The organism is Pseudomonas sp. B35(2017) (assembly GCF_002113645.1).
Classification (GTDB): Bacteria; Pseudomonadota; Gammaproteobacteria; order Pseudomonadales; family Pseudomonadaceae; genus Aquipseudomonas; species Aquipseudomonas ekonensis.
This window is the reverse complement of sequence record NZ_NEIZ01000006.1, coordinates 176,794-190,203: the sequence shown is the minus strand read 5'-3', so window position 1 is coordinate 190,203 and position 13,410 is coordinate 176,794. Positions and strand designations below refer to the sequence as shown.

Here is a 13,410-nt window from a genome sequence, read left to right as displayed (position 1 = left end):
AAATTTCAAGAAACGGGTGGCTTACATGACTCCTTCCCAAAGCTCACACATGGCGCGTGCAGCCATGACCTCTGCCTCCAGCGGCATCGGCGACAAGATCCGCGGCGCCCTGGCCGTCGGCAAGACCCGTTGGGGCATGCTGGCGCTGGTGTTTTTCGCCACCACCCTGAACTACATCGACCGCGCCGCCCTGGGCGTGATGCAGCCGATCCTGGCCAAGGAGATGAGCTGGACGGCAATGGACTACGCCAACATCAACTTCTGGTTCCAGGTCGGCTACGCCATCGGCTTCGTGCTGCAGGGCCGGCTGATCGACCGGGTCGGGGTCAAGCGCGTGTTCTTCTGCGCCGTGCTGCTGTGGAGCCTGGCCACCGGCGCCCATGGCCTGGCGACCTCGGCGGCGGGCTTCATGGTCTGCCGCTTCATCCTCGGCCTGACCGAAGCGGCCAACTACCCGGCCTGCGTGAAGACCACCCGCCTGTGGTTCCCTGCCGGCGAGCGTGCGGTGGCCACCGGCATCTTCAACGCCGGCACCAACGTCGGCGCGATGTTCACCCCGATGCTCCTGCCGCTGATCCTGCATGCCTGGGGCTGGCAGGCGGCGTTCCTGTGCATGTCGGCGCTGGGCGGTGTCTGGCTGCTGTGCTGGGCCCTCAAATACTTCAACCCGGAAGACCATCCGAGCGTGAAGGCCTCGGAGCTGGAATACATCCAGCAGCAGCCCGAGCCGGAACAGGCCCGCGTGCCGTTCTCGCGGATCCTGCGCATGCGCGGAACCTGGGCCTTCGCCCTCGCCTACTCGCTGACCGCGCCGGTATTCTGGTTCTACCTGTACTGGCTGCCGCCGTTCCTCAACCAGCAATACAACCTGGGCATCAACGTGACCCAGATGGGCATCCCGCTGATCATCATCTACCTCACCGCCGACTTCGGCAGCGTGGGCGGCGGCATCCTCTCGTCGTTCCTGATCGGGCGCGGCGCCGACCCGATCAAGGCGCGGCTGCTGTCGATGTTCCTGTTCGCCTGCTGCATCATCGGCGTGGTGGTGGCCGCCGGCTCCAGCCACCTGTGGGTCGCGGTGGCCGCCATCTCTCTGGCCATCGGCGCGCACCAGGCCTGGACCGCCAACATCTGGAGCCTGGTGATGGACTACACGCCCAAGCACATGATGAGCACCGTGTTCGGCTTCGGCGGCATGTGCGCGGCCATCGGCGGGATGTTCATGACCCAGATCGTCGGCCACATCCTGACCGTCACGAACAACAACTACACCGTGTTGTTCACCCTGATCCCGGCGATGTACTTCATCGCGCTGATCTGGATGTACTTCATGGCCCCCCGCAAGATCCCCACCGTCACCGAGTGACCTTGAGCGCGGTTCCTTGTGGGGGCTGGCCTGCCAGCCCCCACCCGCGCAACGTTCAGGCGCGGCGCTGCTGCCAGGCCGCCGCCAGTCCGCTGCAGCAGATCACCGCAATGCCCGCGACCGTGGTCAGGGTCGGCGTGTGGTTGAACAGCAGCCAGCCCAACAGCCCCGCAAACACGATCTGGCAATAACCGAACGGCGCCAGCAGCGCCGGCGCGGCATGCCGGAAGGCCTGGGTCAGGAACAGGTGCGCGGTCATCCCGCAACTGCCCAGCGCCAGCATCAGCAGGCCATGCCCCAGGCTCGGCACCTGCCAGAAGAACGGCACCAGCGCACTCATCACCAGCGTGTTGCACAGCCCCGCAAAGAAGTTGCTGGTGGTCGGGCTATCGACTTCGCTGAGCTTGCGCGTGAGCAACTGGTAAAAGCAGAAAAACAGCGCCGAGCAGAACGGCAGCAACACCGCCGGGGTGAACAGCTCGCCGCCGGGATGGACGATCACCAGCACCCCGGAAAAACCGCAGATCACCGCGATCCATTGCCCCCGCGTCACCCGCTCCTTGAGCAGCGGCACCGACAGCGCCGTCACCAGCACCGGGGCCAGGAAGTTCACCGCCGTGGCCTCCGCCAGCGGGATGTACAGCAGCGCCGTGGTGAAGAACAGGCTCGTGCCCAGCAGGCACAACGCCCGCACAGTCTGGAGCAGCGGCCGCTTGGTGCGCAGCACCCGCAGCCCCGACTGCGGCAGGAAAATCCCGGCCATCAGCAAGGTGTGCACCAGATACCGCGCCCACACCACCATCACGATCGGGTAGAAGCCTGAGAGGTATTTCGACAGGGCGTCATGGCTGGAGAACAGGAACGTGGCCACGACGATCAGCAAGATCCCCTTGAAGGGTTGATTGACGCCGGAAAGCGGGGTGCTGACGGTCATTGGATATCTCTGAATGAACACTGAACCTGATGAAGCGGGGCACCTGCGCCCGCCCTTGGAACTGACCGGAAAGCACTGACAATCAACAATCTAGAACTCGGTTCCATATTTTCACAGACCGGAAACACAAAACCGTGCGAACAGCGCACATTTTCGCTTCGCTGCTGCTCGCCCCCCCTCAGGATCCGTCAAACGAACAGCTCAGACGCCTGGCTCGCCTCGGACAGTTCCTGGGCGAACGTCAGCAGCAGCGGCGCCAGTTCATGCAGCCGCGCCCCCGGCAGCCGCGCGCTGGGGCCGGCGATACTCAGCACGCCGATCGCCCGGCCATCGCCGGGATGGCGCACCACTGCCGCAATCGCCGAGGTGCCCACCGCCGAACTTTCCTCGACGCAGGCGTAGCCCTGTTCCCGGGCGATACGCAGGCGTTCGAGCAGATCGCCGGGGGAACGCGGCGCATTCGGCCCGGCCCCGGCAGGCAGTTCGATGCCCTGGCGTTCGACCCGCGACAGCGCCTCGGCATCGCTCATGCACGCCAGCCATGCATGGCCCGAAGCGGTGTAGAACAGCGGTGCCTCGCGGCCCATGTCAGGGTCGTAGCGCAGGCCGGTGCGGGCGCCCTGGGCCTTGGCGATCCAGGTCTGGCGCTCGCCGTCGATGACGCCCAGGCGCACCAGTTCGCCGGTCTCCTGGGCCAGGCGGTCGAGCACCGGCTGCACAATGTCGGCCCCGCTGCCCGACAGGTAACGAAACCCCATCGCCACCAGCCGGGTGGACATGTGATAGCGCAGCGTATCCGGATTCTGCCGCACATAACCCAGCCGGACCAGTTCGGCGAGCAAGCGGTGGGTCGCGCTTTTCGGGATGCCCAACTGCTCGGCCAGGGTTTGCATCGGCAGCCCGCCCGCCTCGCTGGCGAGGCTTTCCAGCACGCTGAAGACCCGTTCGATTTGACTGCCGGCCATGGTGAGATCCCAGTGAAATTTGGCCGATTCTAGAAGACACGGCGAGGATTGCGAAATCCTCCCCTCGCCGGCGCAGGCAGCAACCGAACGCCGTTGACGGCCCGCGACAAAAAATTTCCTGCGCAACGGAATTCGCCGGCAGCGTCAGGTTCCTACCCATCGGCAATAGGCCCGACGTGGATCACTGAGATCGGGACTGCTTTCGTCTGCGAATGGACGGACGGCCGGACTGGCGCCAAACTCACACACCAACAACACTGTTCATCACGCAAAAGCAGAGGATTCCCACATGCTATGGAGAAAAGGACGACGCAGCGACAACGTCGTCGATGCCCGTGGCGATGACATGGGCGGTGGCGGCGGGATGCGCTTCGGCGGCGGCAAGGGCCTTAGCCTCACCGCGATCCTGCTGATCGTCGGCATCGGCTGGATCACGGGGCAGGATCCGCTGCAGATCCTCGGCCAGCTCACCGGCCAGATGACCGAACAATCGGCGCCGGTCGGCACGCAAACCCGCAAGGCACCGCCGGCCAACGATGAACAGGCCGAGTTCGTGCGTTCGATCCTCGGCGACACCGAAGACACCTGGGGTGCGATCTTCCAGCAGGCCGGCCGCCAGTACCGCGATCCGACCCTGGTGCTGTTCAGCAACCGGGTCAATTCCGCCTGCGGCCTGGCCACCTCGGCCACCGGCCCGTTCTATTGCCCGGCGGACCAGAAGGTGTACCTGGACATGGCGTTCTTCCAGGAAATGGCCCAGCGCTTCAAGGCGGCAGGCGACTTCGCCCAGGCCTACGTGATCGCCCACGAAGTCGGCCACCATGTGCAGACCTTGCTCGGCGTCTCGGCGAAGATCCAGGCCGCCCGCCAGCAAGGCCGGCAGATGGAAGGCGACGGCGGTCTGCTGGTGCGCCAGGAACTGCAGGCCGACTGCCTGGCCGGCGTCTGGGCGTACAACGCGCAGAAACGCCTGAACTGGCTGGAGCCGGGCGACATCGAAGAAGCCCTGAACGCAGCGAACGCCATCGGCGACGACCGCCTGCAACAGCAGGGTCAGGGCCGCGTGGTGCCGGACTCGTTCACCCATGGCACGTCGGCGCAAAGGGTGCGCTGGTTCAAAACCGGATTCGCCCAAGGCCAGGTCGGCCAGTGCGATACCTTTGCGGCGAAAAACCTGTAAATGCATAGATGGCTGTTGGCTTTATTGTTCATCGCCGGCGGGGCCCAGGCCGCCGGCGTCGATGCGATCAGCACCGGGCGCCTGCAACTCAAGGCCGGGGAAATGGCAGTGGGGATCGGCCCGACGCCGGCCAGGATCGAGCGGGTGCTGATCGTCGTGCATGGGCGCCTGCGCAACGCCGAGACCTACCGCAAGAGCGCCGAGAGCGCGGCGGAGCTGGCCGGCCAGAGCGCCAGCACTCTGGTGATCGCCCCGCAGTTCCTCAACGAAAGCGACGTGGCGCTGTACTCGCTGCCGCCGAGCGTGCTGCGCTGGCAAGGCAACGACTGGATGGGCGGCGGGTTATCCACAGGGCCGAACCCGTTGAGTTCCTACGCCGCGCTGGACGAGATCGTCGCGCGGGTCAGCGACCGCAAGCAGTTTCCCGACGTGAAGCAGATCGTGATCTTCGGCCACTCCGGCGGCGGCCAGGTCGTCCAGCGCTATGCGCTGCTCGCCAAGGAACCGCCGACGCTGAAGGCCGAAGGCATCCGCTTGCGTTACGTGGTGGCCAACCCTTCGTCGTACGCCTATTTCAACGAGCAGCGGCCGGTGGCGTTCGATCACGCGCAATGCGCCGGCTTCAACCGTTGGAAGTACGGTCTGGCGGATCCGCCGATCTATGCCGGCGGGCAAACGCCCGCGCAGCTTGAAGGCAGTTACGTCAAACGCGAGGTGATCTATCTGCTCGGCCAGCAAGACACCGACCCGCAGCACCCGGCGCTGGACAAGAGCTGCGCGGCCAAGGCCCAGGGCGCCAACCGGCTGGAGCGCGGGAAACTGTTTTTCGGCTACCTGCTGCGCCGTCACCCGGAAGGGGTGAACCAGCGGCTGATGGAGGTGCCCGGCGTGGGGCACAACGGCGACGGCATGCTGACGTCGCCGGAGGGGCAGAAGGCCTTGTTCGGCCAGTGATGGCGTCCGCTCAGGCGAACACCATCCGCCGCAGCTCGACGCAATCCTTCGCGTGCCAGTCCGTGAGTTCCGGCCATGGGTTGTCCGGCAGGTTCACCAGCACCGTCCGCGCCCCCGCCGCCCGGCCGCAATCGAGGTCGAAGCGGTAGTCGCCGACCATCACCATCTCGCTGGCCGGCACCGCCCAGGCGTGCGCCAGTTTCAGCAGCCCGCCGGGATGCGGCTTGGGCGGCGCTTCGTCGCGGCCCAGCACATCCTCCACGGCAAAGCAGTCGGCCAGGCCGATGGCTTCGAGCGTGACATGGGCCAGCTCGCGGGCATTGCGGGTCAGGATGCCGAGCCGGTAGCCCCGGGCGTGCAGGTCGCGCACCAGCTCCACCGCGCCGGAAGCCGGGGTCGAGCCCAGCGCCAGATCCCGTTCATGCTCCAGCAGCCAGGCGTGCTTGGCGGCCGCTTCGTCCGCCGGCAAGGCCGCAAGGTGGGTGAGGATGTCGTCCTCGGGCGGAATCGACAACGCCACCCGGATCGCCGCGAAGTCATGCACCGCGACGGTCAGGGTGCCGTCCATGTCGAACACCCAGTGCCGCACGTCCGCCAGACTCATGCCCAGTCCTTGCGGTGGCGGATCAGGCCTTCCTGGGTCACCGACGCCACCAGTTGCCCGGCGCGGTTGAACACGCTGCCCCGGGAGAACCCGCGGGAGTTGCCGGCCCACGGGCTGTCCATCGCGTAGAGCAGCCAGTCGTCGGCGCGCAGGTCATTGTGGAACCACAGCGCGTGGTCGAGGCTGGCGACCTGCATGTCCTTCTGCCAGACCGACTTGCCGTGGGGCAGCATCGACGTGGTCAGCAGGCCGAAGTCCGAGGCGTAGGCCAACAAGTACTTGTGCAGGGCCGGGATGTCGGCCAGGGCGCCGTCGGCGCGGAACCACACGTACTTGACCGGGTCGGCCGGCTGCGGGTTGTACGGATCCTTTTCGGTGACCGGGCGCACCTCGATCGGTTTCGGGCACAGCAGCTTCTCGCGCATGTGCTCGGGGATCAGATGGGCGCGCTGCTGGGTGATCTCCAGTTCCGACGGCAGGTTCTCCGGGCCGACGACCTCAGGCATCCGGCTCTGGTGCTCGAAGCCTTCCTCGTCGTACTGGAACGAAGCGCTGCACGTGAAGATCGGATGGCCCTTCTGGATCGCCGTGACGCGCCGGGTGCTGAAGCTGCCGCCGTCGCGCACGCGGTCCACCGAGTACACCACCGGCAGCTTGGCGTCCCCCGGACGCAGGAAATAACCGTGCATCGAGTGCACATGCCGCGCCTCTTCGACGGTCTGACTGGCCGCCGACAACGACTGGCCGAGCACCTGGCCGCCGAACAGCTGGCGGAACCCCAGGTCCTGGCTGCGGCCGCGGAACAGGTTTTCCTCGATCGGTTCGAGGGTCAGCAGATCCACCAGATCTTCCAACACTTGGCTCATTCAGACTCTCCTCACACAAAGCAAAACCGCGCAGTCTCGGCTGCGGCGGGGGATTCAGGTTCTGGCCGGGCCCTTCGGGGCGGCGGCCATTTTAAACGTCCGTGTTTGCTTATCCATGCAAGGTTTGCAGCCACTGCTCGCGGCTGATGCGGTACAGCACATGCCGGCGCAGCGGATGGCCGTCGGCCAGGCGCGGGTGATCGAAATCATCCGCCTCGGCGTGGTGCATGCCGATGGCCTGCATCACTTTCTGCGACGGCAGGTTGGACTCACTGGTGAACGACACCACCTCGTTCAGCGCCACCCGGTCGAAGCCGCAACGCAGCGCCGTCCACGCCGCTTCGCTGGCATACCCCAGGCCCCAGTGCTCCTTGGCCAGGCGCCAGCCGATTTCCACCGCCGGGGTGAACGGCGCGTCGAAGCCCACCACGCCCAAGCCCGTGAAGCCGATGAACTGGCCGGAGTCCTTGCGCTCCAGCGCCCACAGGCCATAACCGTGTTCGGCAAAATGCCCGCGCACGCGACCGATCATCGAGGCGCTTTCCAGTCGGGTCAACGGTGCAGGGAAATAGCGCATCACCTGCGGATCGGCGCACATCGCGGCAAATGCCGGCAAATCCTCGTCCTGCCACTGGCGCATCCGCAGCCTTGCGCTTTCAAGCTCAAGTATCGGCTCCATGGTGCCCCTCCGTTTCCGTGCCGCCAGTCTACATCGCTGGTAGGATCCGTGATTCTTTCCTGCGTGCCTACATGATTTCTCCATGCCATTACCGTTGATCTACCACGACGACTACAGCCCTGAGTTCCCGGCGGATCACCGGTTCCCGATGGACAAGTTCCGCCTGCTGCGCGACCACCTGGTGGACAGCGGACTGACCCGTGACGAAGACCTGCTGCGACCGCAGTTGTGCCCGCCGGATATCCTCGCCCTGGCCCATGACCGCGACTACATCGAGCGCTACATGAGCGGCGAGCTGTCGCGCGAAGACCAGCGCCGCCTCGGCCTGCCGTGGAACGAGGCGCTGGCCCGGCGCACGGTGCGGGCGGTCGGCGGTTCGATCCTGGCGGCGGAAAAGGCCCTGGAGCACGGCCTGGCCTGCCACCTGGCCGGCGGCACCCACCACGCCCACTACGACTACCCTGCCGGGTTCTGCATCTTCAACGACCTGGCGATCATCAGCCACTACCTGCTGCAGAGCGGCCGGGTGAACCGCGTGCTGATCTTCGACTGCGACGTGCACCAAGGCGACGGCACCGCCCGGATCCTGCACGACACCCCGGAGGCGATCACCGTTTCCCTGCATTGCGAAAAGAACTTTCCCGCACGCAAGGCCGAAAGCGACTGGGACATCCCACTGCCCAAGGGCATGGGCGACGCCGATTACCTGCGCGTCGTCGACGATGCCCTCAACTACCTGCTGCCGCTGTACCAGCCGGACCTGGTGCTGTACGACGCCGGCGTCGACGTGCACAAGGACGACGCCCTCGGTTATCTGCAATTGACCGACGCCGGCGTGGCCGCCCGGGACGAAAGCGTCATGCGCCATTGCCTGGGCCGCGACATCCCGGTGGTCGGCGTCATCGGCGGCGGCTACAGCAAGGACCGCCAGGCCCTCGCCCGCCGCCACGGCATCCTGCACCACAGCGCGCAGCGGGTCTGGCAGTCATCCGGTTGTCATTGAGTTGTGCTGCGTTACCCACAATCGCTGTGGAACGGCCTGTGGATAACCTGCGCGAAAGGGACTACAGCCCACGCTGACCCTGGCCTGCAGCGCGATGGTCGTTTTTTGACCAGTGCCTGACTCCGCCCGGCGGAGCCCATGTTGAATCGCAAAAAGCAAACACGGAGGGCGCCAGCCTGCTGGCGATAACGGTCTGTCCGACCCATCGATGCCGGATGTGCCGTCGCCATCGCGAGCAAGCTCGCTCCCACAGGGTTCGCGGCTGGTAGAATGCGCGCCTCTTCCCGCCAGACCGCAGCGCACGCCATGACCCAGCCCGCCTCCACCGCCCCCCACCACGTCGCCATCATCGGCGGAGGCCCCGCCGGCCTGATGGCCGCCGAGGTGCTGAGCCAGGCCGGCGTGCGCGTCGACCTGTACGACGGCATGCCCTCGGTGGGCCGCAAGTTCCTGCTGGCCGGGGTCGGCGGCATGAACATCACCCATTCCGAAGCGTACCCGGCGTTCCTCTCCCGCTACGCCGAGCGCGCACCGCAGATCGCCCCGCTGCTGCGGGACTTCGACGCCGACGCGCTGTGCCGCTGGATCCACGGATTGGGCATCGACACCTTCATCGGCAGTTCCGGCCGGGTGTTCCCCACCGACATGAAAGCCGCACCGCTGCTGCGCGCCTGGCTCAAGCGCCTGCGCGACGGCGGCGTCGTTATCCACACCCGCCACCGCTGGATCGGCTGGGACGCCAACGGCGCTTTGCGCGTCGACAGCCCCGACGGCGAAAAGACCCTCACCCCCGACGCCACCCTGCTCGCCCTCGGCGGCGGCAGCTGGTCGCGCCTGGGTTCGGACGGTGCCTGGATGCTGGCGTTGGAGCAACGCGGCGTAGGACTGGCGCCGTTGCAGCCGAGCAATTGCGGCTTCGAGGTGTCGGCGTGGAGCGATCTGATGGTCAGCAAATTCGCCGGCGCACCGCTGAAGAACATCGGCATCGGCCTGAACGACGACAAGCCGCGCCTGGGCGAATGCGTCATCACCGCCACCGGCATCGAAGGCAGCCTGGTCTACGCGCTGTCGGCGCCGATCCGCGAGGCGATCAACCGCAACGGTTCGGCCGTTGTGCACATCGACCTGCTGCCCGGCCGGCCTGTGGATAAGATCCAGGCCGCCTTGAGCAAACCCCGCGGCTCGCGCACGATGGCCAAGCACCTGCACGGCCAGCTCGGGATCGACGGGGTGAAGGCGGCGCTGCTGCGGGAACTGACCGACGCCCAGACCTTCGCCGACCCGGCGCGGCTGGCCGGGGCGATCAAGGCCTTGCCCCTGACGCTGGTGAAGGCGCGCCCGCTGGACGAAGCGATCAGCAGCGCCGGCGGCGTGACGTTCGAGGCCATGGATGAACGGCTGATGCTCAAGGCGTTGTCGGGGGTGTTCTGCGCCGGCGAGATGCTCGACTGGGAAGCCCCGACCGGGGGCTATCTGCTGACGGCGTGTTTCGCCAGCGGGCGGACGGCGGGTTTGGGGATGATCGAGTGGCTGCAGCGCAAAGGCTGAAATCCAATCGCCAGCAGGCTGGCTCCCACACTGAGCCCCTGCACACCAAAAATCCTGTGGGAGCTGGCTTGCCAGCGATGAGGCCGGCACAGCCGACAACAGTGCTGGCTGACCCACCGCAATCGCCAGCAGGCTGGCTCCCACATAGATCGTGGCTACCCGCAGAATCCCTGCGCAACAAAAATCCCTGTGGGAGCTGGCTTGCCAGCGATGAGGCCGGCACAGCCGACAACAGTGCTGGCTGACCCACCGCAATCGCCAGCAGGCTGGCGATTACAGTCTGATCAGCGCGATGGGATCAAGGCTTGCGCTTACGCGGCCCGGTGTTGAATGCCGGCACTTTTCGCACAGGCTTGATCGCAGGTTCCGACACCGCCGTGTCGCCGCTGTCCACCCACTTGCCCAGGTTGCGCTTGCCGCCGGTCACTTTCGGCTTTTTCGGTTTCTTCGGCTTCTTGATCACCTGGCCGCTGGCGTCGGTGTCCGGCACCCGGTGGTCGGGCTCGAAGTCCGGCTCGTTCTCGCGCTTGAGCGTCTGGCGCGTCAGCATCTCGATGGCTGACAGCAGGTTCACCTCATCAGCGCACACCAACGAAATCGCCTGGCCGGTGGAGCCCGCCCGGCCGGTGCGGCCGATGCGGTGGATGTAGTCTTCGGCCACGATCGGCAGATCGAAGTTGACCACCAGCGGCAGGTCTTCGATGTCCAGGCCCCGGGCCGCCACGTCGGTGGCCACCAGGATCTGCACCTCGCCGAGCTTGAAGCGGTCCAGCGCACGCTGCCGGGTCGCCTGGGGCTTGTCGCCATGGATGCCGTCGGCGTTCACGCCCAGGCCCTGGAGTTTCTCCACCAACGCATCCACGCCGTTGCGGGTCTTGGCGAACACCAGCACCTGCTTCCACTTGTTCTTGCGCATCAGGTGCACGAACAGTTCGGACTTGCGCTTCTTGTCCACCGTCACCACCCATTGCTTGACGGTGTTGGCGGCGACGTTGCGCGGGCTGACCTCGATGCTCAGCGGATCGTTGAGCATCTGCCCGGCCAGCAGGCGGATGTCGTCGGAGAAGGTCGCGGAGAACAGCAGCGTCTGACGTTTCTTCGGCAGGGCGCGGTAAATGTTCGCCAGCTCTTCGGAAAAGCCCAGGTCGAGCATGCGGTCGGCTTCGTCCAGCACCAGGGTCTGCAACTGGTTGAACTTCAGCGCGTTCTGGCGGAACAGGTCGAGCAGACGGCCCGGGGTCGCCACCAGCAGGTCGACGCCGCCGCGCAGCTTCATCATCTGCGGGTTGATGCTGACGCCGCCGTACACCGCGTAGGTGCGCAGCGGCAGGTGCTCGGCGTACTGGCGCACGGCCTCGTGGACCTGCTCGGCCAGCTCGCGAGTCGGCACCAGGATCAGCGCGCGCACCGAGTTGGCGGCGACCTTCGGCCCTTCCATCGTCAACAATTGCAGCAGCGGCAAGGCGAAACCGGCGGTCTTGCCGGTGCCGGTCTGGGCCGCCGCCATCAGGTCGCGGCCGGCCAGCACTGCCGGAACGGCCTGGGCCTGCACCGGCGTCGGGGTCTGGTAGCCGAGCGCTTCAAGGGCGCGCAGCAGAGGTTCGATCAGGCCAAGGGTGGCGAAAGTCATGGGAGTACCGTAGGAAAATTCAGCGCAAAGGTGCAACGAGTGTGCAATGGCGCGCAGTTTACCCTAATTCGCCCGGGTTTCTGTCGGCGCCGCCACGACCGCCGGACGCTCCGCCCCCCGCCGCCATTGCGGCAGGCCGATCAGCACCACCGCGCTGATGATCACCAGCATCGCCAACGCTTCCTCAAGGCCGATGGTCTCGCCCACGAACACGATCCCCAGCAGCACCGCCACCGCCGGGTTGACGTAGGCATAACTGGTGGCCGCCGCCGGGCGCACGTGCTTGAGCAGGTACATGTAGGCGTTGAACGCGATGATCGAGCCGAAGAAGATCAGGTACGCCAGCGCCAGCCAGCCGTCCAGCGGCGGCATGGCCTCCAGGCGCTCGCCGCTGACCGCGCTGCCGATCAGCAGCACCACGCCGCCGACAAGCATTTCCGCCGCGCTGGCCATGGCGCCCTGGGGCAGCGGCAAGTGCTTGCTCCACACCGAACCGAAGGCCCAGGCCGCCGCCGCGAAGATCAGCAGCGCCGCCCCCAGCGGACTGGATTGCAGGTTGGAGCCCATGTTGAGCATCGCGATGCCGAGGATCCCCATCGCCACCCCGGCCCATTCCAGACGGGTGTTGCGCGCGCCCCAGAAGTAGCCGAAGAGCAAGGTGAACAGCGGCACTGTCGCCACAGCCAGCGCCGCCACGCCGGAGGCCACGCCCGTGTGTTCGGCCACCGTCACCGCGCCGTTGCCGAAGCTCAGCAGCAGAATCCCGATCAGCCCCGCCGCCTTCCACTGCGCCCAGGTCGGCGCCGGCACCCCGCGCCAGCGCAGGAATCCGTACATCAGGCTGCCGGCGATCACGAAGCGCACGCCGCCGAGCATCAGCGGCGGCCAGTGTTCGACGCCGAGACGGATCACCAGGTAGGTCGATCCCCAAATCACGTACAGCGCAAAGAACGCGGCAATCAACGGCAGGGAAAAACGGCGCACGGCAGACATGGGAGCAGCTCTACATCAAGGCAGGGAGACCGACTATTCTAGAAAGGCCGGGCGGCGAAAATAAGTTACAAAACCTGTTTATCGCACCGGTACACTTTTGAAATCACGGAGATCGCGTCGATCAGCCATCCTTTCGAAAGTCTGACCTTTTCAGGAGTCCGCCCATGGACAAGTACGACCGCATGCTGCTCGGCGCCCTGCTGGAAAACGGTCGCGCGTCCTACGCCGACCTCGCCCGCAAAGTGAACCTCTCCGCCCCCGCCGTGGCTGAGCGCGTGGCCAAGCTGGAGGCCAGCGGCGTGATCACCGGCTACCAGGCGAAAGTCGACATGGCCAAGCTCGGCCTGCCGATCCGCTGCGTCATCGAACTGCGCCTGAACCAGCACGGCAACCAGAAGGCCTACGACGACCTGATCAAAATTCCGCAGCTCACCGAATGCCACCGCGTCACCGGCGACCCGTGCGTGATCATGCAGGCGGCGGTGGGCTCGATGCCGGAGCTGGAGCAACTGATCGACCGGGTGGCGAAATTCGGGTTCAGCAAGACGTCCATCGTGCTGTCGAGCGCGATAGAGAAGCGGGTGCCGTTGGGGCAATTGGCACAGCACGAAAAAACCAGTGCATAGTTTGAAATGAAATAAATTTTTTAATGACAGCCATCAGGTTGGATACTCCATCCAAACTAATG

The 13,410-nt window shown here is 65.9% G+C and carries 13 protein-coding genes; 6 read left to right on the top strand and 7 right to left on the bottom strand.

Annotated features, from left to right (window positions below; translation table 11 throughout):
* Nucleotides 1-25 precede the first annotated feature (25 nt).
* Complete coding sequence (locus CAG41_RS13740) at nt 26-1,366, top strand: MFS transporter (protein ID WP_085584081.1); 1,341 nt, start codon at nt 26-28, stop codon at nt 1,364-1,366.
* Between the two features lie 55 nt (nt 1,367-1,421).
* On the opposite strand, the gene CAG41_RS13735 is transcribed toward CAG41_RS13740, so the two are convergent.
* Complete coding sequence (locus CAG41_RS13735; protein WP_085632325.1) at nt 1,422-2,300, bottom strand: DMT family transporter; 879 nt, start codon at nt 2,298-2,300, stop codon at nt 1,422-1,424.
* Between the two features lie 188 nt (nt 2,301-2,488).
* Complete coding sequence (locus CAG41_RS13730) at nt 2,489-3,265, bottom strand: IclR family transcriptional regulator (RefSeq protein WP_085584077.1); 777 nt, start codon at nt 3,263-3,265, stop codon at nt 2,489-2,491.
* Between the two features lie 289 nt (nt 3,266-3,554).
* Between CAG41_RS13730 and CAG41_RS13725 the strand changes: the two genes are divergently transcribed.
* Nucleotides 3,555-4,445: a neutral zinc metallopeptidase gene (locus CAG41_RS13725; protein ID WP_085584075.1), complete on the top strand. Its 891-nt coding sequence runs from the start codon at nt 3,555-3,557 to the stop codon at nt 4,443-4,445.
* Entirely contained in the window at nt 4,446-5,399 is a 954-nt protein-coding gene (locus CAG41_RS13720) for a hypothetical protein (RefSeq protein WP_085632327.1), read from the top strand. It begins immediately after the preceding gene.
* A gap of 10 nt (nt 5,400-5,409) precedes the next feature.
* Here the strand turns inward: CAG41_RS13720 and CAG41_RS13715 are convergent, their stop codons facing one another.
* From CAG41_RS13715 to CAG41_RS13705, 3 genes are all read right to left on the bottom strand, one after another.
* A complete protein-coding gene (locus CAG41_RS13715) occupies nt 5,410-6,003 on the bottom strand; it encodes an HAD family hydrolase (RefSeq protein WP_085584071.1) in 594 nt (197 codons plus the stop codon).
* Nucleotides 6,000-6,869, bottom strand: a complete 870-nt coding sequence (gene tesB / locus CAG41_RS13710) for an acyl-CoA thioesterase II (protein ID WP_085584069.1) — start codon at nt 6,867-6,869, stop codon at nt 6,000-6,002. The genes CAG41_RS13715 and tesB overlap by 4 nt, the downstream gene beginning before the upstream one ends.
* A 109-nt stretch (nt 6,870-6,978) precedes the next feature.
* Nucleotides 6,979-7,548 carry a GNAT family N-acetyltransferase gene (locus CAG41_RS13705; RefSeq protein ID WP_085584067.1) on the bottom strand — a complete coding sequence of 190 codons (570 nt, stop codon included), beginning with the start codon at nt 7,546-7,548 and terminating at the stop codon, nt 6,979-6,981.
* Between the two features lie 82 nt (nt 7,549-7,630).
* Between CAG41_RS13705 and CAG41_RS13700 the strand changes: the two genes are divergently transcribed.
* Both CAG41_RS13700 and CAG41_RS13695 read left to right on the top strand, forming a co-directional pair.
* On the top strand, nt 7,631-8,551 hold the full coding sequence (locus CAG41_RS13700) for a histone deacetylase (protein WP_085584065.1): 921 nt from the start codon (nt 7,631-7,633) through the stop codon (nt 8,549-8,551).
* Nucleotides 8,552-8,821: 270 nt separating this feature from the next.
* Nucleotides 8,822-10,099: a TIGR03862 family flavoprotein gene (locus CAG41_RS13695; protein ID WP_371857680.1), complete on the top strand. Its 1,278-nt coding sequence runs from the start codon at nt 8,822-8,824 to the stop codon at nt 10,097-10,099.
* A 298-nt stretch (nt 10,100-10,397) separates the two neighbouring features.
* Here the strand turns inward: CAG41_RS13695 and CAG41_RS13690 are convergent, their stop codons facing one another.
* Both CAG41_RS13690 and yedA read right to left on the bottom strand, forming a co-directional pair.
* Entirely contained in the window at nt 10,398-11,729 is a 1,332-nt protein-coding gene (locus tag CAG41_RS13690; protein ID WP_085584061.1) for a DEAD/DEAH box helicase, read from the bottom strand.
* Between the two features lie 63 nt (nt 11,730-11,792).
* Nucleotides 11,793-12,722: a drug/metabolite exporter YedA gene (yedA, locus tag CAG41_RS13685; RefSeq protein WP_085584059.1), complete on the bottom strand. Its 930-nt coding sequence runs from the start codon at nt 12,720-12,722 to the stop codon at nt 11,793-11,795.
* Nucleotides 12,723-12,886: 164 nt separating this feature from the next.
* Here yedA and CAG41_RS13680 point away from each other — a divergent pair, with 164 nt between their 5' ends.
* Complete coding sequence (locus CAG41_RS13680) at nt 12,887-13,348, top strand: Lrp/AsnC family transcriptional regulator (RefSeq protein WP_085707097.1); 462 nt, start codon at nt 12,887-12,889, stop codon at nt 13,346-13,348.
* Nucleotides 13,349-13,410 lie beyond the last annotated feature (62 nt).

Excerpts from the sequence above, each read along its gene's own strand:
- CAG41_RS13740 (WP_085584081.1), top strand. The coding sequence starts at position 26 with ATGACTCCTTCCCAAAGCTCACACATGGCGCGTGCAGCCATGACCTCT.
- CAG41_RS13735 (WP_085632325.1), bottom strand. The coding sequence starts at position 2,300 with ATGACCGTCAGCACCCCGCTTTCCGGCGTCAATCAACCCTTCAAGGGG.
- CAG41_RS13730 (WP_085584077.1), bottom strand. The coding sequence starts at position 3,265 with ATGGCCGGCAGTCAAATCGAACGGGTCTTCAGCGTGCTGGAAAGCCTC.
- CAG41_RS13725 (WP_085584075.1), top strand. The coding sequence starts at position 3,555 with ATGCTATGGAGAAAAGGACGACGCAGCGACAACGTCGTCGATGCCCGT.
- CAG41_RS13720 (WP_085632327.1), top strand. The coding sequence starts at position 4,446 with ATGCATAGATGGCTGTTGGCTTTATTGTTCATCGCCGGCGGGGCCCAG.
- CAG41_RS13715 (WP_085584071.1), bottom strand. The coding sequence starts at position 6,003 with ATGAGTCTGGCGGACGTGCGGCACTGGGTGTTCGACATGGACGGCACC.
- tesB (WP_085584069.1), bottom strand. The coding sequence starts at position 6,869 with ATGAGCCAAGTGTTGGAAGATCTGGTGGATCTGCTGACCCTCGAACCG.
- CAG41_RS13705 (WP_085584067.1), bottom strand. The coding sequence starts at position 7,548 with ATGGAGCCGATACTTGAGCTTGAAAGCGCAAGGCTGCGGATGCGCCAG.
- CAG41_RS13700 (WP_085584065.1), top strand. The coding sequence starts at position 7,631 with ATGCCATTACCGTTGATCTACCACGACGACTACAGCCCTGAGTTCCCG.
- CAG41_RS13695 (WP_371857680.1), top strand. The coding sequence starts at position 8,822 with ATGCGCGCCTCTTCCCGCCAGACCGCAGCGCACGCCATGACCCAGCCC.
- CAG41_RS13690 (WP_085584061.1), bottom strand. The coding sequence starts at position 11,729 with ATGACTTTCGCCACCCTTGGCCTGATCGAACCTCTGCTGCGCGCCCTT.
- yedA (WP_085584059.1), bottom strand. The coding sequence starts at position 12,722 with ATGTCTGCCGTGCGCCGTTTTTCCCTGCCGTTGATTGCCGCGTTCTTT.
- CAG41_RS13680 (WP_085707097.1), top strand. The coding sequence starts at position 12,887 with ATGGACAAGTACGACCGCATGCTGCTCGGCGCCCTGCTGGAAAACGGT.